Origin of the sequence: Sphingomonas aliaeris, assembly GCF_016743815.1 — a bacterium.
Lineage (GTDB): Bacteria > Pseudomonadota > Alphaproteobacteria > Sphingomonadales > Sphingomonadaceae > Sphingomonas > Sphingomonas aliaeris.
In genome coordinates, this window is sequence record NZ_CP061037.1 from 102,389 (window position 1) to 125,810 (window position 23,422).

Here is a 23,422-nt window from a genome sequence, read left to right on the forward strand (position 1 = left end):
GTCGCTGCGACCGTCGGCAACGCCTAGCGTCGGCACGCTGAGCAGTAGGTCAGCGCTCGTCGGTGTGCATGATCGTAAGCGCTCGAGCGGTCATGGACAGATTGGCCAAGTCCTTTGGACCGGCGAACAGATCTCCATCGTAGCGATCGGCTCCGATGCCGCGGCTGTTTGTCGCAGGCGAGAAGGCCATTTTAGGATCTCGCCGGGCGGGAGCTTGGAGCAAGCCTCTTGCCAAAATCACCACACCACGCTACATCGATCGCGTCACGGGTCGCCACACGTCCTTTCGAGGAGTGCAAAAGGGCGGCCCTTCGCGTTTTCAGATGACGCTTCCACCATATATCAAGCCGCATGCAACGGCTGGCCAGCGCGTCGCTCATCTGCGAAGCCGCGGGCTGATCGTCAAGCGGCCCAACGTAGCCGCGCGCAAGATAGACCTTGTCGGATACGAGCGGCTACGGATCTACTTCCTCAGCCGACGCCAGCTCGGCGTTGCCAACAGACCGTTCCGCCCGGGAACGACCTACCAGCAGATCCTGCGGCTCTACGACTGCGACAGCCTGCTGCGCGACGCGTGCTTCGCCGCTGTCGGACAGTTCGAACTCCTGCTGCGCAACGCCATGTCGGAGGCGTTGAGCGACGGCTTTGGCAGTCATCCGTACTTTGATCTGGCAGCGTTCAAGGACGCGGGCGCCAATCTCGAGGCACTCCAGAGCTTCATGACCGCCTATAGCCAGTCCAAGGACCAGCGTGTGGCACATTACCGGCAAACCTACGCGACGCCCATTCTACCCCCGATCTGGACCATGAAGGAGTTCCTCACCTTCGGGCGTTCGGTGCGCATCTTCAAATGTCTCGAGGGCTCGGTCCGAACGCATATCGCGACACAGTTTGGGGTGCCGAGCGATCAGGTGTTCACCAGCTGGCTCGAGTGTCTCGTCGACGTGCGCAACATCTGCGCGCACCACGACCGGCTGTTCAATCGCAGCTTCCAGAAACAGCCCCAGAGCCTCAGGCGTGCAGCTGTCCCGACAGCGCCGCGAAACAAGCTCAAGGCGATCCTCGAATGCCTCGACCATCTTCTGACCCAGCGTGGCGCGCCAGTGGGGATCGTCGCTGATGTCGGCCGCATCCTCGCGCGGTTCCCGGAGGTTCAGCCTGCCGAGGTGGGTTACTAACGCGAACGAAGGCCCGGAAGCGAAGCTCCCGGGCCAATCCGCCTCGATCAGAAGGGAATGTCGTCGTCGTCGTTGTCCTGCCGATTGTCCTGCTGCTGGCGGGACTTGCCGTAGGAGAGGAACGTCACTTCGTCGGCGATGATCTCGACGCCGTAGCGCTCGATGTTCTCCTGGTCGGTCCAGCGGGTATAGTGGATGCGGCCGCGAACCATCACCTTCTGCCCCTTTTCGACATACTCGGCGACCGTCTTGGCGACGCCGTTGAAGCAGGTGATCCGGTGCCACTCGGTATTTTCGACCCGGCGACCGTTCTCCTTGAGGACCTTGCCCTCGCTGTCGCGCTTCGGGCGCGAGGTCGCGAGGCTGAACTGAGTGATCTTGGTGCCGCCCTGGGTGGAGCGGGTCTCGGGCGTGGCGCCGACGTTGCCGGCGAGGATGACGAGGTTCTGCATTTCGAGGTTCCTTTTTTGCTTCGCCGGGGGATCGTCCCCTCGACTGAACACCGTCAAAGACGGTCAGGACGACCTCTCCACCGGAGCGCGAAGACGCGGAGGGGAACCCCGATCAGAGGGGTGGTGCGGGCAGCCGCGTAAGCGGCAACTCGGCCCGAATGATCGCGGGTTGGAGGGGTGGACGGCCGGCTTAGGTCGTTCAGGAAAGAGAGGGGATGAACCCCACGGGCGCGCAAACGCCGAGGATCCGAGGAGCAGGACACCCTCGTCGCTGTCTTCGTCCGGCATTGCCATTCGCATGATCCCTAGGCCGGGGCGGCTTCGATTGCCGTTGCGCCACATCCTTAAGCTGGGCGCGCGGGGCTTCACGAAGGATGACCGCCACCCTTGAAGGACCAGGCACCGCCTTCCTGCCTACGGCGCGCGTGGCGTGCCCGATGTCGATAGGCCGACAGGTCGGTCCCACGCGATCCACGCCGCTGGACTGTGAGAATCGAGCGCGGCTGTCGTGATGCCGATCAGGGCTTCCGCACGGGCGAGAGCTGCGCACCCGGACGATCGGTGGTGCTATGACGCGCTCCCTCTGACTAGGGTGGACGGCGGGTTCCCGCGCCTCGAAATAGGGAAGCCGCTCCGCGTCTCAGATCAATGCGGGCGCGTCGGTGCCGCGAATTCAGGCGCGACCCGCCCTACAGGACGAGGGACTTGATAGATTGGCGATTTCCACGAAGTGCCTATCGCGGAGGATCGGTCAGGCCGGCACGGCGCGGACGCGCCGGTGCGGCGAGTTGATCGATGATAAGCTGGCGATGAAGTGTTGCTGGAAGGTCGGGGATATGCCGGCGTGCGACGACGAGCAGCGGATCGGGAACGCGGACCTCGCCATAGAATGCGCCGAGCCAGATGGCGGGGCTCTCGTCCTCGTCCCGTCCGTCGCCAGTCCAGACCTGGAGGAAGAAGGAGGCGAGCGGGGCATCCCACCCGATCGATACCCGGGCTTGACCGTTTGAAAAATCTTGGCGGCTCATTCGAGCGTCTCGGCGATGAAGCTGCCGCGCCCGTCGCGGAATGGTCCAAGGACGTTTCCGCCATCCAATGCCTGCCGATAACGGCCTTGCGATTGACGCCGCCTAGTGGTCGGCGTCGCGCGGCCAGCAGGCGCTCGCTGGGTGTTGCTGCCGATCGGTAGGCCCATGATGTCAGTGGCATGACGGAGCGGTTTCATGGCTGATCTCTCCCATTCAGGGAAAGGTCGTCGAATGGCCTCGCCGCAGAGTCTCCGACTAACCGGCGTTTCCGATGTCCGACAAGAAGGGATCGACGGACGCCTCGATGTCCTCGGGAGTCAGATCCTCGCGCGCGAACAGGTCGCGATCGGATAGGACTGCACGCGGAGCGGCTGGATTGCCGGTCGTGACAATGTGAAAGGTGTCGCCGTCAGCCGCCGCCCTGCGCCAAGCAAAGCGCCAGCAATGGTCCGCAGTCTGGAAAAGATTTGGGCATGGCATGACGGTCTCCTTGAAGGGTGAAATGGGTAAGCCCTGCGGCGAAGCCGCAAGGGCGAGACCGCTGGCGTCAGCCAGCAGCCTCGCCGAAACTCAGGCGACCTTGGGGTCGCGCTGAGGGTTCTGTGCAGCGGGGGAGTGCCGAGCGGGCCGCGGCGATCGACGACCCGGATGCCGGCCTTCTTGGCGTCGATCACCAGACGCTCGGTCACGCCGTTGCCCTGGAAGGCGATGACGTAGCGGGGTTTCAGCGAGAGCATCTGCTCGTTGCGACGGAAGCCGGCGCGATCTCCGAGCTTGCGATCGAGACCGAAGCGGACTTGCTGGACGCCATGCTGTTCGGCCCACGATGCCGCGATGCGCTCGATCCCCTTCATGTCCCCGCCATGGACGAGATACATGTCGCCGACGCGCTCCCGAACCGCATTGAGGGTGCGCAGCAGGTTGTCGCCGAACGCCTTCATGTCCTCGTCGGTCCGGAAGGTCAGCCGTCCCCCGGCAAACACGACGGGAGTGCCCTGTGCCGTGTTGGCGTCGCGGAACCGATCGCGTCGAGCCTGGAGGAAGGCGCGGCCATCGACGATGGCCGACGTGACCCCGAGCGAAATGCGGTTGCCGGTCGACGGGATCCATGAACGTCCGGTCTCGCGGATGTAGTGCGCCGCTGCGGTGTCGCGCATGACCTCGTAACAGGTGGCGGCTTCCTCGATCTTCTTGGCAAGGTCGATCTTGTCCTCGAGATTGGAGGTGTTGATCTCCGATCCGTCCTGCTCGGCCAGGAGGAGCCTGATCTCGTCGGTGAGACGGTCGATCGTCGCGTGCTTCTTCGCCGCCGCTCGGTGGAAAAGATTGACCAGGCCCCAGCCCATCTCCTCGATGTCGCGCTCGAGCGACGTATTCTGGAGGGTTGCGAACAGGTCGCTCCAGATAGCGGCGGTGGTCTGCTCGAGTGCCTCGGTCGAGGGAGGGCACATGCCCGAGACATCTTCGGCGCGGGGTTCGAGGTGTCCCAGCTCCAGAGCAAAGAGTGCGGCAGCGAGGGAAGTGGTCATGGGGTCAAGCCCTTCATCTGATCGAGGCCGGCGGCCTATCCGCCGGATGCGCACCTCCTGGGCGGCCGAATAAGAGCCGCCCGCACCGAAGCGCAGCGCAGGGAAACCGCAAAAACCGGGGTGGTGCGGGCAGCCGCAGAGCGGCAACTCGGCCCGGATTTTTGCGGTTGCGGGGGTCTCGCGGTCGCCCATGTGCCGCATCTCTCTGGCGGAAGGCTGTCGGGCGTCAGGTGGCGTCGGGCGCGGCCGGGACCATAATCGTTGCCGCCTTCGAACCTGTCGGGCTCAGCCCACACCGCGCGATGTCGTCGAGAATGGTCTGCCCCGTTCCGCACAAACGTACCAAAACCGCTGGGGTGATCCTCAACTCTCCGTTGGCGTCGATCGCGTCGATCATGATGCGGAGCTGGTCCACCAGATCCTCGCTCCGGGTTGCGGCATAGCCCGCGCAGGCCGCCACACCAGAGAACACGCCCGGGACGGGCAGGGCTGAGGCGTCGCCTCCGTCGGGGACGAAGCGCCAAGGATCGACGTCGGCACCTTCTGCGATTGCGCTGACATAGGTGGGATGCTCCGTGTCCAGGCTCGTCCACCCGTCGGTCGTGTTTGACGCATCGATCGCGGAGCGGCAGGCGCTGACGACATCCTCCGCCTCGACCGTGATTTCCGCACGGTAATGGGCAGGGTATTCGCAGTGGACGGTGAAGGTCTTCATGGAACCGGACTCCTGAAGGGTGGCAAAATGGGAGACCCAAGCGGTTCGGGTCATTCATAGCGGGGACGCTCGGCCGGATAGGCGAGAGGGGGCCAGCCATCGTGGACGCGGGCCTCGAAGCGTCCAGCGGAGAGGACGCTGCTGATCGGCCGCGCGTGGTCGCCGGTGTTCCAGTCGCGATCGAGAAGCGCCTGAACCTCGTTCGACATTCGCCAAGCACGGTCCTCGTGACCGTCGGGAAGGTGACGCCGAAGGCGGTCAGCACCGGGTCGGTGCAGAGTTCACCGGCGTCGTACCACCAGCCACCTTCCTCGGGGCCGCCATAGAGCCGTTGGGTGAGGTAAACGGCAACGCTGCGCATGATGATGATCCTTTCTCGACCAGGAGCCGAAGGCTCATCTTTCCAAACGACGCCTCCCCTCCGGGGGCTGTTTCAGGCGATCACGCGCCAGCCAGCGGCGATCCAGCGCTGGCGGTTGGGCGCATATTTCGAGACCGTCGCGAGGATGATCTTGCGGGGCGGCGTAGCCGCACCGACACCGAGCTGCAGGGCGGCGATCGCAGCCGCATCAGCGGCGCGCGCCGGCCAGCACTCGTCGGCCGTCAACATCGCGAGTGGGAAGTCGGCTGCGCCTTCCACGACGAACTGCTTGATGACGGCGCTAGGCATGGAGCCAGTTCCTTTCGAGCGCGTCGGTCGCGCGATGGAAGTCGAGCAGCGCCAAAGGCGCGGTCTCGATGATGTGGTCGATCTCGGCCGGGGAAGGAGGCCGCGTTCGCGGATGAACTCGGTGATGCTGCCGGGGCGCGGCGTCGAACCGCGACGCCCAAGCACCGGCTTGCGCCAAAGGCCGTCGACGTTGCGGAGGCGCGGCTTGGCCCGTGCCTCCATCAGCACAATGACGCGCAGCTCCGGAATCGAAAGCTCCAGCACCTCGTCGGGCTTGATGCTGCCGCAAAAGAAGCAGCTCGATTTGGGCGGGACGGGCAGGCCGGCGCTCGCAATGCGTGCCTCGCAGTCGGCGCGAGACCAACCCCATTCCCGCAGAGGGTAGCGATAGGCGTAGCGAGGATCCTCGCACCCGATCGCGTGGTGATAACGCTGCGTGTCGCGTCCCGATGCGTCATAGCCGATCAGCTTCACGACGCGGCCGCCTGCGTTCCAGCAGCGGCGCGCCGGCTCCCACTTGGCGGTCCACGCATCTTGCGGGGCCGCCTTCCATTTCTGCGAGCAGGACCCCCCACCAAATACCACGGAGGGCAGCGTGGCGTTGGTGAGCATGTTCTCGGCTATGCCCGCATAGGGTGGCCAGTGTTTGAAGTTGCGGGGCTGGTAGCGGACGATTTCGGACGCGATGCCGCGCTCTGCCATCCACGCCCGGAACAGCGGGATGAAGGCATAGGTGTTCGATTTCTCGGCGCCGAGATCGGCGAAGAGAACCATATCTATGGGCTCGCCGCGTTCGGCGAGCTCTACGATCATCGCGGTGGAATCGACGCCGGCACCCCAGGCGGCGATGACGGGCGGGCGATCAGCCATTGGCCGCGTCCCTGACGACGATCGCGGCGTGGACGATGCGGTAGGCACGCTTGCGGAAGGCCGGGATGCGGCAGATCGCGCGGCTCTCCGGGTCGCGGAAAAGTGGCGTCTTGCCCTTGGGATTGGCGACGATCTCGAAGCGGGCGCGGTCGCTGCCGTCGCTGAAGCGCATGGGCTCATCGAAGATGATGGTCTGGCCCGGCTTCGGGGTCGGCTTGGCCTGCTCCAGCTTGCGCTGGATGAGATTGGCGCGGCAGCGCGCGCGCCAATCGACGGCGTATTCGCTGTGCGTGTCGGTGAGCGCGTCGAGGATCGAGGCGGGGCAGTCGCTCTCGCACGGTCCCATATGTTCGGTCATGTCTTTGTACCCAAAGACGTGACCGTCGGTAGAGCGGGGGTTGTGCTTGGTGAGGCACACGACCGCGAAGACCTCGCGATCCTTGTTGCTTTCAACGCGCTCACACGCGGCGTAATAGGTCGACCCGACCATGGACGAGGCGAGGACCGTGAGACGGTGATCCTCGTGCGAGTAGCTGAACTGGTTGTCGAGATAGGCGCGCGGGGTGGCGTGGCCGCCCATATCTCGCATGAAGAGCCAACCCATGACGATGCTCCCGGGATTAGAGGATCAGGCGGCAGCGGCGAGGCGCGGAGCGCCTACGTCGCCGACGGTGGCTGCGAGCCGGCGCAGAAACGCGGCAGCGTCCAGCAACTCGGCGATCGGCGCGCGCTGGACGGGGCCAGCGTGTTCGCCGCCTCGGCAGCGGTTGAAGGTGATTTCACTGTCGGGGAGAAAGCTGTGCGGACGCACGCGGATCGACAAATCGGCGTGGCGCAGTTCGGTCGTGCCGTCGTCGGTGATACCGCCTGCGTCGGTGTTGATGCGGACGTCGTGTGCCGGGATCCCGATCGCCTCGGCGAGCGAAGCCAGAGCGAGGCGCGCCTGACGATGGAAGGTCCGCTTCGCCGCGGCGTCGCCGGCGACGCTGTTGCCGGCGATGGTGAGCAGAGCCGAGCCGGCGATGACGGTCATGCGGTCTTCCGCGCAGCGGAGCCGCAGATCGTTGGTGCTGGGCGCGTCGCGTTCAGCGACAGCGGCCAGGTTGCGGATCAGCAGGATGATCGACGCGTCGCGGTCGATCGGCTTGCCGGCGCGCCGGCAGTCGTCGACGCCTGCGTTCAGAGCGTGGAGCGCCGCGGGGAGGGTGGTGAGTGCCTCGGGCGAAAGCGCCTCGTTGTGGCGGTAATGCGTGTCGTAGAACATGGCCGAACCTCCTGAGCGCCAGGGCGCGCCCAAAAGGCCGAAGGCTTCCTCCCCTCTCTTGGAGGGCCGATGGTCACAGCATCAGGCCCGCAGGATCGGTCGAGCGTGACGCTGCGTCGTATCCGTTCTGCCAAGCCGTGCGGAGCTTGCTCCCTCGGCGGTAATGGCAACGGTCGTTGCCCATGACGAAGCAGCGCCATCCCGATTTCTCTGCTTCCCACAGCGGATCTTCCGGGCCGGGAGCCAGGAGCCGCATGAGGTCAAAGCGGCGCAGCGACTTCATGGCGGACCTGCATGGTCGCCGAAGGCGCCGGCAGGGGTGTCCAACGATCCGCAAGGATCGGAAGACACCACGTCGGATCGTCCGCCTGGGCGAGTTCGTCCGGGTTAATCAGCGCGGCCGGGAAGGGCGTGCCGCGCTCGGCGAGCTGCGATACGCTAAGCGAGCGATGGATGGTCTTTCCGCTCGCCGCCTCGCAGGTGGCGACGCGCTGGAAAGCGGCTGGGAAGACGAGGCGAAGCGTCGCCCATTGGGCGGGGGAGCCGAAGATACACGCACGGCAGGATAGCCGGCCCCATCCCAGGACGTAGGCCGGGTGGGGCCGGATCCGCGAACGCGCGATCAAATCCCACACCTGCCGCTCGGTCCAGTCGTGGACCGGACGCCAATGGTCGACGGCGCGAGCGAGCGTGGACGTGCGGTGCGGCTCGAAGGCCGCATAGCGCGCGCGGGACGGGCTTTCCTCGGCGCGCTCGCCGGTTATGACGAGCGTGCGGCCGTCAAGGAAGCGTGACTGATTGCGGACCGCAGCCGCGAGGACGTCGATCTTCAGCGCGGGGCTGCACCAGCGCACCCGAAGATCGGGAGACGTCTGGGGAAAGAGCCCGCGCGTGCCGGCAGGGCCGTTACCTCCGGCACGGCCGATGCCGGTCGGCGTCTCAAACGCGATCGGCGCGGTCGGCGCGTCGTCGCGCGCCAGTTCGCGCGCGAAGCCGCCCTCGCGCCACGAGACGTAGAGCGCAATGCCGAAATGCTCGGCGATCGCGCGGACATAGCCGGGCGTGCAAGGCCAATCCATGAAGGTCGGGCCGTGGCCATCGACATCATGATGGTGCAGCTCGATGGCGTGCGGGGGCACGCCGAGGCTGAGGAGGTGCAGGAGGACGGCAAGGCTGTCCTTGCCGCCACTGAACGCCACGACGAAGCGCCGGTAGGCGCCAAGGTCGGGGCGGGCGGCCTGCCCGGTCATGCCGCTTCACGAATTTGATCCTCGGGCTCGGCCGAGACGTCGAGGCCCGTCGCGCGGAGCAGGTAGCCGGCTGCGACTTCGGCCTTGGCGGCTGCGGTCATGATCGCGCGGCTGTCCTTGCGCAGGACCTTCAACCACGAGCCGATATACGCGGCGTGGTCGTCCATGTGCGAGGTCGGTAGGCCGAGATCGGCACCGAGCAGCGCGGAGGTCATCTCGGCGCACAGCTCCTCGAACGCGTAAGCGTCGTCGCCGAAACGCTTCCCAAAGGTGCGATCGAGGCGGTCGGGATGGCCGCTCCAATGGCCCGCCTCATGAGCGAGCGTCGAGGCCCAATAGGCGCGGGTCGAGAACAGCTCGACGGGCGGCATGGTGATGCTGTCGGCGATGCGGTCGTAGAACGCGCGATCGCCGCGCATCTGGAGCTTCGCCGGCAGCGCGTCGATGAAGCGCTGCGCGCGGTCGGGAAGTTGGTCAGCGGGAGGGACGATGCTGACCGGGCTCGGGTGGTATTCCGGCGAAAGACCGTCGATCTGGTCGCAGTTGAACACGGCGTAGGAGCGCAGCACGCGGCGCATCTCGTCGGTGCTATCGCCGGTGACGACGGACTCGACGGTCTTGCTGTAGGATTTGTAGAAGATGGCGATCTGCGAGCGCTCGCCCTCGCGGACCTGGCCGCCAAGCGCCTGCGCCTGCTTGTACGTCATCCAGGTGCGCGAGTTGTAGCCAGCGCTCTCGGCGCACAGCCACAGCCAGAAGCAGTTGATGCCCTTGTAGGGTTCGCCGGTCGCGCGCAGCGGACGGCCGCCAAGGCCGGGGCGCCATGGCTTGACCCAAGGGCGCACACCCGATTCCAGCTTGTCGATGATGGTATTGGTGATGATGTCGGCAGGCGACAGCTTGTCGTTGGTCTGTGCCATGACACGTTCTCCTGATCTGGTTGAGGCAACCCGCGTCAGCTTCCTCCCCTCTGGAAAGGGCGGTGCCGGGTCACAAAAAGAGGGGCGACATTCGCGAAGAGTGCCGCCCCCAGTCGCCTCGAACTGCGTGGGAGGGAGGAGCTAGGCCGCCTCGCTCAGATGTTGGCCATCCTCCTGATCGTGGTCAGCGCCATCATCGTCGATGTCGTCGCCGGCGTCGCTGTCGGCATCGACGTCAGTGTCGGTGTCGGTGTCCTCGTCCTCGTCGAGGTCCGTGCCGCTCTCGTCGTCGACGAAGCTGGAGCGGAGCGCCGTCCTGGCGGGTTTCTCAACCGCGTCGAAGCGCATCGCCTCGGGCAACCAGGCGGTCGCCTTCTCGCGGATCTCGGCCTCGACAATGCCCTGACCGTTGCAGAGCGACGAGCAGGTTGCGGCAAGGTCGCCCTTCTTGGCGTCCTTGTAGCGGCCGCGCAGGATCGGCCCGCCAATCTCCTCGAGCGCTTCCAGCATGACGCCCTTCTTGACGCGGCCGAAGAAGTTCTCGGCCGTCGGGCGCCACCAATTCTCGACCTGGATGTCGAGGAGGCGGCCGAGATGGTCGTGGAAGCCGTTGCTGCGATAGCCCTCGGCGACGTTGAGCGTCGGTTCGAGAGTTCGTGCTATCGAGTATGCAACCCATGCGCCCCGGGCCTCGTCATCGAGCGCCCGGAAGGCGTCGAACCGTTCGGTCATGGTCTTGTGGCCCGCCCAGCTTGTGTCGAGCCGCTGGCGCTGGTCGTCGATGGTCTGCGACGCCATCGAACCCTCGTCGCGGAAGGCGAAGATCGGGAAGGCGGCTGCACCCGACTTCAGTGTCGAGTGATTGGGGATGTAGCTCTGCTCGAACACGACATTCTGGGCCATGAGGAAGATAGTCAGGTCGAGCGCCATCGAGGGATCGCTGGCGAGGTGCGCAACGAGGATCTGGCGGCGCTGGGTCGCCAGTTCGTCGATCAGCGTCGCGCTCAGCTTCGGCCCCTGATCGGATTCGCCGGCATCACCGTCACCGGCTGCGCCGCCCGACGCCTTGGGAGGTGCGTCGGGGTCGACAACCGGCTTCTCGCTGAACAGGCCGGTGTGAACGCGGGGCTCGCCGTCACCGCCGATATAGACGAACGTGCCGATCTGCGCCTTTACCGCTGGATCGATCTCGTGACGGGCATCGTCAATCGCTTCCAGCTCGCGCTCGATCGCCTCGATACGCGCGGTCGCAGTCTCGGCCTCGGCGCTGCCGTCGGGCAGTTCCTGCTCGAGCTGGTCGACCAGGGCGTCGTTCTCAGCCGACAGCGCCTCGACACGCGCGGTTTCCTCCTCGGTGAGCGCACGCGCGGGGGCGTGAAACTCGTGGAGCTGGTTCGCGACATCGTAGGGGACGTGCGTGGCCGCGATCGGGGTGACGAAGGCGAGGCCCTCGGCCTGCGCCAGTTCGGCCGCGGCCGCTTCCAGCTTCTTGGCCGCGAGCGTTTCGATCAGGTCGACGTCGATCCAGTTCTCGTCGCCCTCGGTCGCGAAGAGGTCGCCCTCGATGCGACCGCCTGCGGCGACATAGGCATCGCGACCAACGAAGCGAGCCTTGGCGTCGTTCGCCTTGACCGTGCCATTGAGGATGGCGCGCCGGATGTTGTCGGGGTTGTCGCCGTAGTACGAGCTGTTCATCTGGGTGAACACGCGGGCCTGCCGGTCGACGTCGGTGGTGACGGCGTATGCCTGGGCAACGCCGAGCGTGATCTCGCCTGCGGCGAGTGCCTCGAAGACGCACGGCGCCAGCTCGGCGAGGCGCACGCGCTGCTCGACAAAGCGGGTGGTGACGCCCTGACGCTTGGCGACGTCCTCGGCGGTCATGCCCTTCTGGATCAGGAAGTTGAACGCGGTGCATTCATCGGCCGGATTCATCGGCACGCGCTGGAAGTTCTCGGCGAGGCTCGCCTCGATCGAATTGTCATCGTCGCCGAGCACGAGGACGGGGACGGTGTGGTCAGCGGGGAGGGTGCCCTGCTCGATCAGGAGCTGGAGTGCGCGCAAGCGGCGACCGCCCGCCTTCACGGTGAACGTACCCGCCTTCTTGAGCGGGGTGACGATCAGGTTCTGCAACAGCCCCTGGGCTGCGATGTTGGCGGCGAGGGTGTCGATGCCGGCATCGCGGTTCGACTTGCGCACATTGTCCTTCGACAGCGACAGGTTCTTGACCTTCACGGACTGGATCATCGGTCATACTCCATTCGGGGATCAGCGCAGCCGTTCCGACGGTCACGCAAGCCTGGTTCTCCAAGCTCAAAAAGCCGAAGGCTCCCTCCCTCCCTTTGATCGAGCGGGAGGAAGTCCTTGATTCGTCAGGCGGTGATGCGGTCGATCACGGTCGCGGCGGTCGCAACGGGCACGAACATCCGCGTCTTGTGCTGGATGATCTCGGTGAAGCAGCCGGCCGCCTTCAGCTCGGCAAGCCGCGTGTGCGGCCAATCGAGCAATTCGAGACGCTGTTGGCCAGCGACCAGGCTGCGCTTCAGCCGGTACGCGCCCACGGCCGCGATCTCGCCGCTGGTGATGACGTGCTTGGCGGTTTCGGCGCCCGACACGGTGATCAAGGCGTCCGCGAGTTTGGATACCAACGGGGCAGGGACGATGCGGCCGAGGAAGGACTCGCCGTCATCGGTGTTGAGACGCCAGACCTGGACGTGATCGTCTGGCAGGCGATCCCACACCGGCAGGAGCAGGCCGGTGACGAGGTATAGCGTGCTGGTGCGAGTCTTGCCCGACATCTCCTCGACCTCGGCCTGCCACAGGGCGGCGAACTCATCGTCGCTCGCCTCCTCCCACATCGTGTCGACGAGAAGATCCTGCCGCATCCGCTCGCTGCGGGTCGGGCGGACCAGCTCGTAGCGGCGCACAATTTCGCCGTCGTCGTCCGTCAGCGAGTAGGTGCTGCACCGGATCGCGGCCTTGCCCGACTTCCGGTTCACCATCGGCCGTGCATCGTCGCCGAGGATCCTGAGCGCGCGATCGAGCGCGAGCGGCTTGTAGCGTTCCTCGGTTTCGAGCCGAAGGATCTCGGTCTCGGCGCCGCTGGTCTGGTCGCGCCGGATGACCGTGCGATCGAGAATGGTAATGCGCTCGGCGTTGATGCTCTCGACGCCCAGATCGAGCGTCCCGGCTTCCTTCGCCGCCTCGATCCGCGCCTCGATCAGACCAAGATACTCGTCGAAGATCGCGTTCTGGAGCGCGATGCGCAGCGCCAGGATGCGGTTGAGCCAGCGCTGGATGGGCGGCAGGTCTTCCTTCAGACCGCCCCCTTCGCCCTCCAGCTCGAGGCCGGTGAGCTTCTGGAACTGGTCGAGCGTGATCGAGCGCAGCTTGCCATCGGCGAGCAGGCGGAACCACTGTTCGAGCGATTCCTTGGCATAATCGCTTTCGAGATTGTCGCGCGGATCGAACAGGCCCTGTCCGCCCGTCTGCCGCTGGCCACGCGTGAGCGCGCCAAGGCTGTCCAGCCGGCGCGCGATCGTCGAGATGAAGCGGCGTTCGCCCCGGCAGTCGGTCGACACCGGCCGGAATAGCGGCGCGGTCGCCTGATGGGTGCGATGCGTGCGGCCGAGCCCCTGGATGGCGGCGTCAGCGCGCCAGCCCGGCTCGAGGAGATAGTGGTTGCGACGCGTCTGGTTCTCGCACGTCAGACTGGCGTGATAGCTGCGGCCGGTGCCGCCAGCATCGGAGAAGATCAGGATCTTCTTGGCACCGCGCATGAAAGCGTCCGTCTCGGCGAGATTGGTGCGCGGGCTGCGGCTCTCGACGCGCTGGCGACCGTGCGCGTCCATGATGACGCGCCGACTGCGGCCCGTCACCTCGGCTACGGCATCGGTGCCGAAATGCCCGATGATATGATCGAGGGCCGAGCCGACGACGGGGAGAGCGCAAAGCTGCTCGACCAGGTTGTCGCGCATGTCGAGCGCTTCCTGGCTGAACACGGGCCGGCCGTTCTCATCCGACATCGGTTCGGAGCGGGTCTTGCCGGTGTCATCGACATAGGTCTTCATCTGCCCGACTGGGAAGGCGGCCGTCAGGTACGACATGACGAACTCGCGCGGGGACAGCTCGATGTCGAGGTTGGCACGTTCCTCGACCGTGAGCGCGGCCAGCGCCCGGTTGAGCATGGCCTCGGACGTCGAGACGAGTTGGATCACGACGCTCTCGCCGCCCGCGAGATCGGCCCGGATCGCGGGGATCAAGGCAGGCAGCTTCATGCCGATCAAGAGTTGGCAGAAGAACCGCTGCTTGGTGGACTCGAAGATCGACAGCGCGGCCGCTTTGGCGCCGCTGTTGTAGGTGTCCTTCGAGAAGCTGTCGGTAACGCGGGTCGCGTCCAGTGCCGCGCGCACGTTCGCGTGGATGATCGCCCAAGCGTCGGCATAGGCGTCGTACACCTCGATCTGGTCGGGGGTCAGGTTGTGGTTGAGGATGTCGTACTCGACGCCGGCGAAGCTTAGGGCGCGAGCGACATAGAGACCCTGCATCTTGAGGTCGCGAGCGATCAGCTCCATCGCCGCGATCCCGCCACGGCGCAGACTGTCAACGAAGGTCCGGCGATCGGCGAACGCCGTGCCCGGACCCCACAGCCCGAGCCGGGTCGCGTAGGCGAGGTTGTTGACGTCGGACGCGCCGGTCGCGGACACGTAGAGGACGCGGGCGCGGGGCAGGAGGTTCTGCAGGCGGACACCGGCGATCCCCTGATCCGATCCATCCTTGGTGCCGAAGCGGCCTTCGCCGCCTGCGACACCGGCCATCTCGTGCGCCTCGTCGAACACGACCATGCCGTCATAGTCGTCGCCGACCCATTCGAGGATCTGCTGGAGCCGGGTGCCCTTGTCGCCGCGATTGGAGCGGAGCGTCGCATAGGTGAGGAAGAGGATGCCTTCACCGGCGCCGATCGGGGTGCCGAGCTTCCACTGGTTGAGGTGCTGGATGTCGAGCGCGAGACCGCCAACGGCGGTCCAGTCGCGACGCGCGTCCTCGAGCAGGGTCTCGGTCTTAGAGATCCAGATGTGCTTGCGGCGACCGCGTAGCCACTGGTCGAGGATGATCGCGGCGACCTGGCGGCCCTTTCCGGCGCCGGTGCCGTCGCCGAGGAAGAAGCCGGTCCGGTAGGGACGGCCTTCCTCATCGGGCGTGAGCGAGAGCCCTTCCTCGACCGGCTTGAACCGACCGGGAATATCGCGCTCGAACGCGTCCCCGGCATAGATCAGCGTCTCGAGCTGGGCGTCGGAGAGCGTCTTCGCGTCGACGACTGACTGCGAGAGGGTAGGGACGTAGGACGGCCGGGGCGCGGTGATCGAGCCCATGGCGATCGATTCTACCAGCGCGGTCGGATGGCCGGACGCGCTCGCGATCGCGATCCGGCTCGGCCGATAGGGCAGATACACGCCGACGGACTCGCCGGTCGGGAGCGGATCGGTGAACACGGTATAGTCGATGGTGCGCGCGGCCTGCGACTGCGCGGCTTTCGGAGCAGGGGCGGTCAGGCGCGACTTGCTCAGCGCTCCGCCAAGCAGAGAGCTGCGACCGGTAGGGCGGGCGAGCAGCGACAGCGGGCGGGCCGCAGGCGTGACGGGTGGAGCCGACTTTCCGACGCGGATCGCGGCGAGCGCGTCACCGAGCGACGCGCAGCGGATCAGCTCGGCAGGCGTGCCGGTGCCTTTCTCCAGCACCATGATCTTCACAGGTTGGCTGGTGCCATGCTTGGCATAGGCGTTCGCCGGCAGCTCGATGTGCAGCGTCAGCGTGCATCCTTCGGTCGCCTTCGCCCAGGCGCGGCTCGAGGTGTCGACGCGATCGGGAAGGATGGCGGCACAGCGGCCTCCGGTCGCAAGCCGCATCAGTGCGGCCCGCAGATGCCGGAAGGCAGCGAGTGGGTCGGCGTGGCGGCCGATGCTGCGCGAGAAGGGAGGATTGATGAGGACGGCGGTTGGCCGGATCGTCGATGGCAGAAGGTCGTGGATCAGCTCGGCGTCGTGCCGCGTGACCGCCACACCCGGGAAGGCTGCGGCGAGCATCTCGGCGCGCGCGAGATCGATCTCGTTGAGGACGAGGCGCGCGCCGGCGCGGTGTGCGAAGGTGGCGAGGAGGCCGGTGCCGGCAGACGGTTCGAGGACCAGATCCGTAGCCGCGATCCGGCCAGCGAGCGCAGCGAGATAGGCGATCGGGGCAGGGGTGGAGAATTGCTGAAGTTCGATCTGCTCCTCACTGCGAACCGTATGCGTAGGCAGGCTCGCGACCAGCTCGGTGAGCGCGGTGAGGCACGCGCCAGGATCAGCGGGGAGATCGGCTTTCGCCAGGTGCATGACCTCGGCGAGTTCGAGCATGTCGTAGGCGTCCCGGAGCGACCAGCGGCCATCGGCCGAGGATCCGCCATAGGCTTGCTCCATGACCCAGAGCAGTGTCTCGCGCTGGAGCGATCCGTTCTGGGCGATGGAACACGCGACCGCCCTGGCTGCGGTGATCGAGGGTTCGGTAAAGTCGAGTTCGAGAGCTGCGGCTGAAGTGCGCATCGTGGGCCTCCGGTCTGTCGCCCGGTGCTCATCACCGGATCAACAAGCCGAAGGCTCCCTCTCCTCACACTATTTTTGGACGCGCTAAATCCCCGGGATCGACGGTTCCGTGACCAGCGGCTTTAAGCCGCCTCGGCCGTCGCATCTCCGAGGTCTTCGTACACCTTCAACAGTTCATCCGATCGCACATCGTCAGAATTGGCAAGTGAAGTCATCTGAGGGACGATCGGTCGTGCGCGTTGGAAAGCGTGTGCAGTGAACGTGACGAACGTCTGGAGCCGGGGTCGACCTGCGGTTGGCACCTTTTCGCTGTGAAGCGACAGAGAAAAGCCCGGCAGACTATTTAGCTCCGCGACCTTCGTGATCTCGGCACGTGCGTTGCGGAGCCGTGCCACCCCACAGCCCATTCGCTGCGCCACTTCCTCCAGACCTAGAGTGAAGGGTTGACCCGGCTGACAGTGAAACATCGCGATCTCGTAGAGACGCCGCTGGATTGGTGTCAGTGTGAAATAGTCCAGGTCGTATGCAGCGAGCCTTCGATCCCGAAGAACCGCACGATAGAACCAGTCGCAAACCGTGACTTCGATATATTTGACCCGCTTTTCGCCGCGAACGTCTTCGGCATAGACGACACGGAAACGATCCAGCCAAGAAAAGTTGTCCTCCTGAGTCTCACCACCAGTCGCGATATTGGTCTCGATCGTGGTGTTTCTCAGTCGACGCAGAGCGTCAATCAGATAAGCGTACGACCGCTTGCTGGCATTCGACCCGGTTATGCGGAACAGGTCATGAGCGGTAAATCGGATGGTTCGCGCCGGCGATCCACCGCGATCGAGCAGGTCCGTCATGATGCTGGCGACGTAGAGCAGGATCTCTTTATCGTAGATCGTTGCGATGCCGTGTTTGCCCGATGACACCTCGATGCTTACGCCCTCCGCCTGGAAGGTCATCGGTTCGAGTTGGCGCGCTTTCTTCAGCGCGAAAAACGGGAATTCGGCTACCGTGCGCTCGCCCAGGATTTCTCCCAACAGCGGGCTGTCGAGCGTAAACAAATTACCTTGTATCTCCATGGGCCGCGCCATCGAAGGACTCCTCGAAGCAAGGTGATGACCGACTTCGACGTCCAGTTGCAACGCCAGATACGCGCAGCGGGGGCTTTCGTGCGGTAAAGCACGAGCATTAGCTGGCCTGAGCGTTGCGAACTGCCGTTCACGAGTCTGCCGGCCCTCCCGAGTGATCCGCCGACCCCGCTTATCGTCGTTCCTTCCGATTCGCGGCCGTCAGAAGCCCCCGGATTCGTGCTTTACCGCACAAAAGGCTCACTGATCGGTCGCCGTTGACGACGTATCTGCTGGGATACCGCACGGAAGAGGGAGGTGGAGCTGCGTTTGAGGCGCTTCCAGGTGGGAAAGCGCACGTAAGCGCGCTCGACACGGGGTGATCGCAAGCTGAAATGCGCACGAAAGGCGGTCGAACGGCTGCTGGATCGGTATCTGCCGTTTCGAGAACGGCCATCTTTCGGAGTGAAATAGCGCACGGAAGGGAGTGAGTGGTCGAGGTCGGCCGCCGCGGCATCAGCAGACCGGGCTCGTGCTTTACCGCACGAAAGGTGCCAATGGTAGCGAGACAGCAGCAAGAACGGGCCCGCTCATTGAAGTGCCGGCCTGGTCCGGAATCCCCATAGGCTTTTGGACAGATCGAGTTCGCCGCGATGGGCGCGACTGACCATACCGGCGAAATATGCGCCCGGCGTCAGGCGTATCTCGTCACGCGCGCCCCGCTCTGCGGTGATCATGATGGCGATCGATGCCGCGTCGCTCCCTAGCTGGTCGATCGCATCCACCCATGTGCCCGTCCGAATGCCGAGATCGTGCCGGAGGCGGGCGGCCGCGCGGTGGAGATCGATCCAGCCCGGATGGTCGCGCTCCACGTACATCGCCGTGGTCGGGAACATCTCGACCAGTTCCCGGGGCGATGTCTTGAACGCGCTTTTCGACGGCGACACCGGGAGATCGGGCGCCAGCTCTTCGGGCCGCTCCCGGTCAAAACTACAATCTCGCAAAGCCTGTACGGAATTGAGGGAGGGATTGGTTTGTGTATGTATGAAGGGTGCGGATTTTGACCCTGAGGCGTCTAAATCGTCGTTAAACATGAAGTGGTCGATCGTCTCGCCGACCAGCGCCTCGACGTCCGGGAGAGTTGCAAGAGCGGCTTCTAACGCCGCTGAGTCCCGCATGGCGCGGGCAGCAGCTGCACGCCGCACGGTTGCCTCAAGTGCGTCTTGGAGGGCAAGCCAATGCGGTCCGGTCAGGCGCAGGTCGGCTGCCTGAGCGAGCGCCTGGCCGACGATACGCCGGACTCGTGCAACCTCCTGCCGCCCGCGTTTATCGAGCCGTGAGAATGCCGTGTGTGCCTCTGCGGCGGCCTTCAGCTCCGCGAAGCGCGCTCGCAGGGGGAACAGGTCGATGCCGTAGGCGCTGATGATCTCGCCCGTCGCGTTGCGCTGGCCTCGGCGCCGGCCGTGGGCCGCGTCGCGCATGGTGATGAGCGCCAGCGTCCGTAGCTGCCGCAGGCGCGCCTTGATGGCGCTTTCGGTAACGCCGGCGAGTTCGGCCAAGGTGTAGTTGCTCGGCCAGGCGATCGGACGAGCCTCGCCCTTGTAGTCGTCCGGGCGTGTGTACCCGATCAGATGCTTCAGCGTCTCCAATGCCGACGCGCTGAGCCCGATAGCGGTCTTTGCCCCATCCAACACGCGATAGAGATCGTTCCGCTCGACGTCGCCTGCGTTTTCGATGCGAGCCGCCAATTCCCGCTCGATGCGTCGCGTGAGCGCTGAGATCGGGCGAGCGCCGGTCCGCCCTGTGAAGGCGGTTTGGGTATAGGACATCGTTCGACACTCCATGCTTGGAGGCCGTCACCAGACAAAGCGAAGGCGTGGCGCGAGGCGCGCAAACTTGAACGGGGCTGGGGAGGGTGCTACCTACCTCTATCTACGTAAGTGGCCTCACGCTTGCCGGCGTGGGGTAGCGGATCTCCGCAGGGTGCCCGGCCTCGTGCCGGGCATTCGTTATGTGGTCACAGCGCGCTCCCCGTTACGCCCGAATCTGTTTGGGTCGGTGCAGTACAGAAGCAGGACGGAGGGGGATCGAGACAAGCAGCGTGACTCGTGCTTTATCGAACGAAAGCCGACTAATTTTCGTGCTTTACCGCACGAAACTAATCGTCCTGACGACTAGGCAAGACAGTTAGAGAGGCAAACCGGCGCCAGCGGTCTGCAGGTCGAGCCAATCATCGGCAGCCTTGGCGAGGAGATCAAGCATGGTGACGAGCAGACGTCTGCGATCGCGCGGATCCTCTGCGCGGCTGATGTATCCAAGCGCTTCCATGTGCTCGAGATGACGCAGCGCCGTTGTCGTCGAGCCCCCGCTGAGTTCGCACAGTCGTGAGACCGGCAGGACGCGCTGCTCACGCGTGGCAACGTATAGCTCCAGAAGCATGTCCCAGCTCGGATCGTAGAAGCGTAAGCCAGCGAAAGACTTCGCTCTTCGGCGTCGACCAGCCAACAGCGCTTTTGCTGCCGCGAGGCGTCGGTTGTCGGACTCTCCGCCGACGGCATGCGCTGCGAGCAGCGTCTCCTCGATTGCCTTGCGGGGAAGCCTCACGACGACATCGATCAGCTCGTCTCCTTGAGTTGGTCTATCCATGATCGTCTCGATCCATGCCGGATATGCGGTTCGGCATCAGCTCCGAGGCGAAGTGTTCCGAGCGCCAAAGCGCCCAGTGCCAAGTAAGCGTAGATGCCGAGACCGGTGTGATAAGCGAAGAGCGGGACCCGCGGCAGCAGTGCCCCGCACACGCTCATGAACAGGTTGGCGACTGCGAAGCCGGCCGCCCAGATCGGCCAGAAGCGGACCGTGGTCGCACCAAGCCAGAAGAAGCCACTCGCGACACAGAGGTCGATTGCGAGGATCGACGCTGCGCCGGGAGCCCAGCCTATGGTCGGGGCGATCAGTCGCACGGCTGTAGAAGCAACAAGCCCCGCAAGATTGATCAGCCCACCGAGGCGCTCGGGCCTCCCGCCCCGAGCAAAGGCGAGGAGTAGAACGGCTGCCGCGACGGTGTCGAAGACGACGGCGAGTATGACTTGAATTGTCATAGGTTCAGCCGCCGCCTCTGCAGTGTCATGCTGGCAGCAGCTCCCTCTCCTCTGATGACGCGATGGCAGGCTTTGGCAGCGTCTCGCCCCAACTCGTCTCCGTCAAACCAAGTTGACGCCCGGCCTTCTCGATTGAGGGGTGCGCTCGCATCGCCATCTGCTCCTGACCATCGACCAAGGAGGAAAGCGCGGCAACGGTTGCCCGCACAGTCCGCTGGACCATCGCCGGAGACACGCGATGAGTTTCCGTAGCCTCGAGCGTGGTTAGAAGAAACTGCGCCGTGTCGCGAGCGGCGAGATTGATCGATCGTTCGGCCTTGCGCAGTTCGTCCGCAACAATCCGGCCGGTATTCGTCAGAGCATTCATTGCGCCTCCTCGGGCGCGTTGCGCCCATCACAGTGGTTTCAGCCCGAGCAGGAGGAGCAGCGTCAGGATGGCCATGCCGGCGGCAGTGAGCCCCAACGGCGTGACAATCGCGATGATGAAGGTCCAGGCAGCAACTTGCTTCCAAGACATCATGTTCGCTGCCGCCTCGTTGGTCGGCCAAGCCGGTGGAAGCGGGAATGTGGGGGGCGCGGAAGGTAGGGTGTTTGCAGGGGGCAAAGGCTCTACCCCCGCCTCGTGATCCGCAAATAGGCGCGCAGCGTCGAAGCGGGTGGCGACACCTAACAGGGCGTTTGCCTTCAACAACTGCTTATCGACCGCGCGGTGGCTGCTTCCAGTTTCCGCTGCGATCTCCTTAGAATTGCGGTGCTGAGCGACGAGACGGAGATACGACCTCTGTCGCTCGGAAAGGAGCGCAATGCCGGTAGGCGCCTTCGGACGGATTTGGGGCGGCCGAGGCGGACCAGCGGCATCACCGGAAGCGAAGTCTGTTGTTGGCATCCTAGGAACTCAGAAACGGAACACGGAGCGAATCGGCTCCACGATTTCAGTTAACCGAAGTCAGAAGATACCGCAGCGTTTCTTGGTTCGGGTGCGCCGGACGTTCGGCTTAATGGAGCGAAGGCAGATCACGCAGCGTCACGGACGTGTCCTGTAGATAGGCCGCCCAGAACGACAGGATACGCCCTTCTGCCGGGCGATCAGCGGCAGTGTGGGTGGCAAATTCGCGAAGACCGCGCGCCAGCTCCTCACCGCCGATCACATGCTCGCGCTCAAGGATGGTTGCAAGAAGAGCTAGCCAGTCGCCATGTGCCCGGACAAGCGCCTCGATCTCGATGGATTTATCGAGCCTCTCAGGAGCATCCACACGCGTCCAGAAGCATAGTCGAGCTAAGAGTCGGGTCGTGAAGGTCATCAGATGCGTTCCATCAACCGCCGCTGCCGGGACGGTTGAACACGCGGGAACACTGGTAACCACGCCCCACGTATTCCCCGCACCGGTCGCCCGGATACAAGGTCTTGTATTCCGCGGGCCGCCCGACATAGCCGGGGACCCAGTGTTCAACCGCACACGCGGGCCAGGTACGGTGTTCAAGCCGCCTCTGACGAACGCAGCATGCCACAATCAATTCGGAATGACACGCTCCGGTTTTGCTAACTGAAGATGGACCCTGCGGAGCGGCGGGTCGCGCGTTGGCTTGGCGCGGCGTGCTACAAGGCTGAAAGGCGAAAGCTCTCGACCTCCGGTGCGTTCGAACGCTTTAGGATAGTTCGAGGCGGTCGCACTGACCGAGGCGGGGGTGGCTTCTCGAAGCAAAAAAAGGACCAGTTGATCCCGAGTTTTCGGACTTTCTGTAAGCGATAAGCCGTTGCGCACCGCCGGGCGCAGTCGCAGGAGTGGGTATCGATCGCAGATGCCGTTTCGTACCCGGATTTTTAGGGGCTCGGCCGATGTGCTTGGCCTCGGGCCATCAAAATCCACTATCGGAGTGGTCCGCGGGGACGCGTGGGCTCGACGAGTCGCTACACGGTCCCCTACCGTCGCGCACTCGATGGACCATCCAGGCCGATTTCGTCTGATTTGCTCCAAGGATTTGGTGGATGCCGCTGCACACGTGTTTCGGGTGGCAAGCCACGATGGAATGATACGCCTCGCCGCAGAAGCGGCCGCCTTTCACGGCGACCGCCTCGACTCCGCCGCCCCGGCGCGGGTCTCGCTAGGAGTGTTCGGCCGCGCCGCACGGCTGCCAGGGCTAGAGCCGATGCCGGCCCACCAATTTCGGCGTGTGCTTCGAGATCTCACCCGGGCGCTGCTGGCGCCCGACCAGTTCAAGACCAGCTACATCAACCTGTTCGACTGCCCCTTGCTGCCGGCGATGCCGGAGTACAAACCGCAAACCTGGGACGAGCAGCCCTATTGCGAACTGTCACCCTTCGGCCGCGCGCACGTGCTGAGCGCCGTGGTGGCGCTCCTCGCCGACGAGCCCGTGGGTCGCCTAACGTTAGGCGCGCACCGGCCGTGGCACGGGCACCGAACGCTGGAGACGCTGCTGGCCGATGCGCCTCGCTGGGTGCAAGCCATGCTGATCAGGAGCAGCGTGACTTGGCCCGCGCCTTTGCGCGCCCGCGTCGACGGCCATCACCGACAAACGGGTATGGAGGTGGACGACGTTCTGGCGCAGTTTAGCGCTTGGCGGGCCGAGCGCGAGCGGCAGCAGCGCGAGCGAACGTCGCTGATCGGGTGATCGCGACCGCGCCAGGGGCAGGTAAGTGCCCGTACCGAGACAGAAATCCGCTAGTTCGATAACATTGATTATGTAAAATCGGGTGACTGTTCCAGGGTTGAGCCGGGGTAGGCTGGCCGCCCAAGGAGCTATCGTACAAACCTACATGCAGTCGTTCAGCGGCCGAAGCCGCTCCCCAAGCTAC

The 23,422-nt window shown here is 64.9% G+C and carries 22 protein-coding genes and 2 pseudogenes; 2 read left to right on the forward strand and 22 right to left on the reverse strand.

Features of this window, described 5'->3' with window-relative positions; translation table 11 throughout:
• Positions 1–155 precede the first annotated feature (155 nt).
• Positions 156–1,178 (forward strand): Abi family protein, encoded by a 1,023-nt coding sequence (locus H5J25_RS20230; RefSeq protein ID WP_225883592.1) that lies wholly within the window; start codon positions 156–158, stop codon positions 1,176–1,178.
• Between the two features lie 47 nt (positions 1,179–1,225).
• Here the strand turns inward: H5J25_RS20230 and H5J25_RS20235 are convergent, their stop codons facing one another.
• The 22 genes and pseudogenes from H5J25_RS20235 to H5J25_RS20340 form a co-directional block, all read right to left on the reverse strand.
• Entirely contained in the window at positions 1,226–1,630 is a 405-nt protein-coding gene (locus H5J25_RS20235) for a single-stranded DNA-binding protein (protein ID WP_202096676.1), read from the reverse strand.
• 734 nt (positions 1,631–2,364) lie between these two features.
• Entirely contained in the window at positions 2,365–2,658 is a 294-nt protein-coding gene (locus H5J25_RS20240) for a hypothetical protein (protein WP_202096677.1), read from the reverse strand.
• Positions 2,655–2,855, reverse strand: coding sequence for a hypothetical protein (locus H5J25_RS20245; protein ID WP_225883593.1), 201 nt, complete (start codon positions 2,853–2,855; stop codon positions 2,655–2,657). Before H5J25_RS20245 ends, H5J25_RS20240 begins: the two co-directional genes overlap by 4 nt.
• 58 nt (positions 2,856–2,913) lie before the next feature.
• On the reverse strand, positions 2,914–3,138 hold the full coding sequence (locus H5J25_RS21040; RefSeq protein ID WP_225883594.1) for a hypothetical protein: 225 nt from the start codon (positions 3,136–3,138) through the stop codon (positions 2,914–2,916).
• Positions 3,139–3,228: 90 nt separating this feature from the next.
• Positions 3,229–4,187, reverse strand: a pseudogene (locus H5J25_RS20250) (DUF2493 domain-containing protein).
• Between the two features lie 226 nt (positions 4,188–4,413).
• Positions 4,414–4,902, reverse strand: a complete 489-nt coding sequence (locus H5J25_RS20255) for a hypothetical protein (protein ID WP_202096678.1) — start codon at positions 4,900–4,902, stop codon at positions 4,414–4,416.
• A gap of 50 nt (positions 4,903–4,952) precedes the next feature.
• Positions 4,953–5,111, reverse strand: coding sequence for a hypothetical protein (locus tag H5J25_RS20260; RefSeq protein ID WP_202096679.1), 159 nt, complete (start codon positions 5,109–5,111; stop codon positions 4,953–4,955).
• Positions 5,112–5,335: 224 nt separating this feature from the next.
• Positions 5,336–6,442 (reverse strand): hypothetical protein, encoded by a 1,107-nt coding sequence (locus H5J25_RS20270; RefSeq protein WP_225883595.1) that lies wholly within the window; start codon positions 6,440–6,442, stop codon positions 5,336–5,338.
• Positions 6,435–7,046 carry a DUF6927 domain-containing protein gene (locus H5J25_RS20275; protein WP_202096681.1) on the reverse strand — a complete coding sequence of 204 codons (612 nt, stop codon included), beginning with the start codon at positions 7,044–7,046 and terminating at the stop codon, positions 6,435–6,437. Before H5J25_RS20275 ends, H5J25_RS20270 begins: the two co-directional genes overlap by 8 nt.
• Positions 7,047–7,070: 24 nt before the next feature.
• A complete protein-coding gene (locus H5J25_RS20280) occupies positions 7,071–7,706 on the reverse strand; it encodes a hypothetical protein (RefSeq protein WP_202096682.1) in 636 nt (211 codons plus the stop codon).
• Positions 7,707–7,779: 73 nt separating this feature from the next.
• The gene (locus H5J25_RS20285) at positions 7,780–7,989 is read right to left on the reverse strand and encodes a hypothetical protein (protein ID WP_202096683.1); all 210 of its coding nucleotides are present in this window, start codon (positions 7,987–7,989) and stop codon (positions 7,780–7,782) included.
• A pseudogene (locus H5J25_RS20290) lies at positions 7,986–8,956 on the reverse strand (phosphoadenosine phosphosulfate reductase domain-containing protein). The gene H5J25_RS20285 and the pseudogene H5J25_RS20290 overlap by 4 nt, the downstream one beginning before the upstream one ends.
• Positions 8,953–9,876 (reverse strand): ArdC family protein, encoded by a 924-nt coding sequence (locus tag H5J25_RS20295; protein WP_202096684.1) that lies wholly within the window; start codon positions 9,874–9,876, stop codon positions 8,953–8,955. Before H5J25_RS20295 ends, H5J25_RS20290 begins: the two are co-directional and overlap by 4 nt.
• A 141-nt stretch (positions 9,877–10,017) precedes the next feature.
• Positions 10,018–12,120 carry a ParB/RepB/Spo0J family partition protein gene (locus H5J25_RS20300; RefSeq protein ID WP_202096685.1) on the reverse strand — a complete coding sequence of 701 codons (2,103 nt, stop codon included), beginning with the start codon at positions 12,118–12,120 and terminating at the stop codon, positions 10,018–10,020.
• Between the two features lie 125 nt (positions 12,121–12,245).
• Complete coding sequence (locus tag H5J25_RS20305; protein ID WP_202096686.1) at positions 12,246–16,451, reverse strand: strawberry notch-like NTP hydrolase domain-containing protein; 4,206 nt, start codon at positions 16,449–16,451, stop codon at positions 12,246–12,248.
• A gap of 122 nt (positions 16,452–16,573) precedes the next feature.
• A complete protein-coding gene (locus H5J25_RS20310) occupies positions 16,574–17,533 on the reverse strand; it encodes a replication initiator protein A (protein WP_225883596.1) in 960 nt (319 codons plus the stop codon).
• Positions 17,534–18,099: 566 nt separating this feature from the next.
• Positions 18,100–19,338, reverse strand: a complete 1,239-nt coding sequence (repC, locus tag H5J25_RS20315) for a plasmid replication protein RepC (RefSeq protein ID WP_202096687.1) — start codon at positions 19,336–19,338, stop codon at positions 18,100–18,102.
• Positions 19,339–19,696: 358 nt separating this feature from the next.
• Positions 19,697–20,155, reverse strand: coding sequence for a helix-turn-helix domain-containing protein (locus tag H5J25_RS20320; RefSeq protein ID WP_202096688.1), 459 nt, complete (start codon positions 20,153–20,155; stop codon positions 19,697–19,699).
• The gene (locus tag H5J25_RS20325; RefSeq protein ID WP_202096689.1) at positions 20,125–20,607 is read right to left on the reverse strand and encodes a hypothetical protein; all 483 of its coding nucleotides are present in this window, start codon (positions 20,605–20,607) and stop codon (positions 20,125–20,127) included. Before H5J25_RS20325 ends, H5J25_RS20320 begins: the two co-directional genes overlap by 31 nt.
• A 25-nt stretch (positions 20,608–20,632) precedes the next feature.
• A complete protein-coding gene (locus tag H5J25_RS20330) occupies positions 20,633–20,974 on the reverse strand; it encodes a hypothetical protein (RefSeq protein WP_202096690.1) in 342 nt (113 codons plus the stop codon).
• A gap of 27 nt (positions 20,975–21,001) precedes the next feature.
• On the reverse strand, positions 21,002–21,127 hold the full coding sequence (locus H5J25_RS21255) for a hypothetical protein (protein ID WP_263973994.1): 126 nt from the start codon (positions 21,125–21,127) through the stop codon (positions 21,002–21,004).
• A gap of 475 nt (positions 21,128–21,602) precedes the next feature.
• Positions 21,603–21,908 carry a hypothetical protein gene (locus H5J25_RS20340; RefSeq protein ID WP_225883597.1) on the reverse strand — a complete coding sequence of 102 codons (306 nt, stop codon included), beginning with the start codon at positions 21,906–21,908 and terminating at the stop codon, positions 21,603–21,605.
• A 727-nt stretch (positions 21,909–22,635) separates the two neighbouring features.
• Here H5J25_RS20340 and H5J25_RS20345 point away from each other — a divergent pair.
• Positions 22,636–23,238, forward strand: coding sequence for a hypothetical protein (locus H5J25_RS20345; protein ID WP_202096692.1), 603 nt, complete (start codon positions 22,636–22,638; stop codon positions 23,236–23,238).
• Positions 23,239–23,422: the final 184 nt, after the last annotated feature.

Excerpts from the sequence above, each read along its gene's own strand:
- H5J25_RS20270 (WP_225883595.1), bottom strand. The coding sequence starts at position 6,442 with ATGGCTGATCGCCCGCCCGTCATCGCCGCCTGGGGTGCCGGCGTCGAT.
- H5J25_RS20235 (WP_202096676.1), bottom strand. The coding sequence starts at position 1,630 with ATGCAGAACCTCGTCATCCTCGCCGGCAACGTCGGCGCCACGCCCGAG.
- H5J25_RS20345 (WP_202096692.1), top strand. The coding sequence starts at position 22,636 with ATGATACGCCTCGCCGCAGAAGCGGCCGCCTTTCACGGCGACCGCCTC.
- H5J25_RS20285 (WP_202096683.1), bottom strand. The coding sequence starts at position 7,989 with ATGAAGTCGCTGCGCCGCTTTGACCTCATGCGGCTCCTGGCTCCCGGC.
- H5J25_RS20310 (WP_225883596.1), bottom strand. The coding sequence starts at position 17,533 with ATGGCGCGGCCCATGGAGATACAAGGTAATTTGTTTACGCTCGACAGC.
- H5J25_RS20340 (WP_225883597.1), bottom strand. The coding sequence starts at position 21,908 with ATGACCTTCACGACCCGACTCTTAGCTCGACTATGCTTCTGGACGCGT.
- H5J25_RS20255 (WP_202096678.1), bottom strand. The coding sequence starts at position 4,902 with ATGAAGACCTTCACCGTCCACTGCGAATACCCTGCCCATTACCGTGCG.
- H5J25_RS20275 (WP_202096681.1), bottom strand. The coding sequence starts at position 7,046 with ATGGGTTGGCTCTTCATGCGAGATATGGGCGGCCACGCCACCCCGCGC.
- H5J25_RS20245 (WP_225883593.1), bottom strand. The coding sequence starts at position 2,855 with ATGAAACCGCTCCGTCATGCCACTGACATCATGGGCCTACCGATCGGC.
- H5J25_RS20330 (WP_202096690.1), bottom strand. The coding sequence starts at position 20,974 with ATGAATGCTCTGACGAATACCGGCCGGATTGTTGCGGACGAACTGCGC.
- H5J25_RS20305 (WP_202096686.1), bottom strand. The coding sequence starts at position 16,451 with ATGCGCACTTCAGCCGCAGCTCTCGAACTCGACTTTACCGAACCCTCG.
- H5J25_RS20280 (WP_202096682.1), bottom strand. The coding sequence starts at position 7,706 with ATGTTCTACGACACGCATTACCGCCACAACGAGGCGCTTTCGCCCGAG.
- H5J25_RS20320 (WP_202096688.1), bottom strand. The coding sequence starts at position 20,155 with ATGGATAGACCAACTCAAGGAGACGAGCTGATCGATGTCGTCGTGAGG.
- repC (WP_202096687.1), bottom strand. The coding sequence starts at position 19,338 with ATGTCCTATACCCAAACCGCCTTCACAGGGCGGACCGGCGCTCGCCCG.
- H5J25_RS20300 (WP_202096685.1), bottom strand. The coding sequence starts at position 12,120 with ATGATCCAGTCCGTGAAGGTCAAGAACCTGTCGCTGTCGAAGGACAAT.
- H5J25_RS20240 (WP_202096677.1), bottom strand. The coding sequence starts at position 2,658 with ATGAGCCGCCAAGATTTTTCAAACGGTCAAGCCCGGGTATCGATCGGG.
- H5J25_RS20230 (WP_225883592.1), top strand. The coding sequence starts at position 156 with ATGCCGCGGCTGTTTGTCGCAGGCGAGAAGGCCATTTTAGGATCTCGC.
- H5J25_RS20295 (WP_202096684.1), bottom strand. The coding sequence starts at position 9,876 with ATGGCACAGACCAACGACAAGCTGTCGCCTGCCGACATCATCACCAAT.
- H5J25_RS20260 (WP_202096679.1), bottom strand. The coding sequence starts at position 5,111 with ATGTCGAACGAGGTTCAGGCGCTTCTCGATCGCGACTGGAACACCGGC.
- H5J25_RS21255 (WP_263973994.1), bottom strand. The coding sequence starts at position 21,127 with ATGATGTCTTGGAAGCAAGTTGCTGCCTGGACCTTCATCATCGCGATT.
- H5J25_RS21040 (WP_225883594.1), bottom strand. The coding sequence starts at position 3,138 with ATGCCATGCCCAAATCTTTTCCAGACTGCGGACCATTGCTGGCGCTTT.
- H5J25_RS20325 (WP_202096689.1), bottom strand. The coding sequence starts at position 20,607 with ATGACAATTCAAGTCATACTCGCCGTCGTCTTCGACACCGTCGCGGCA.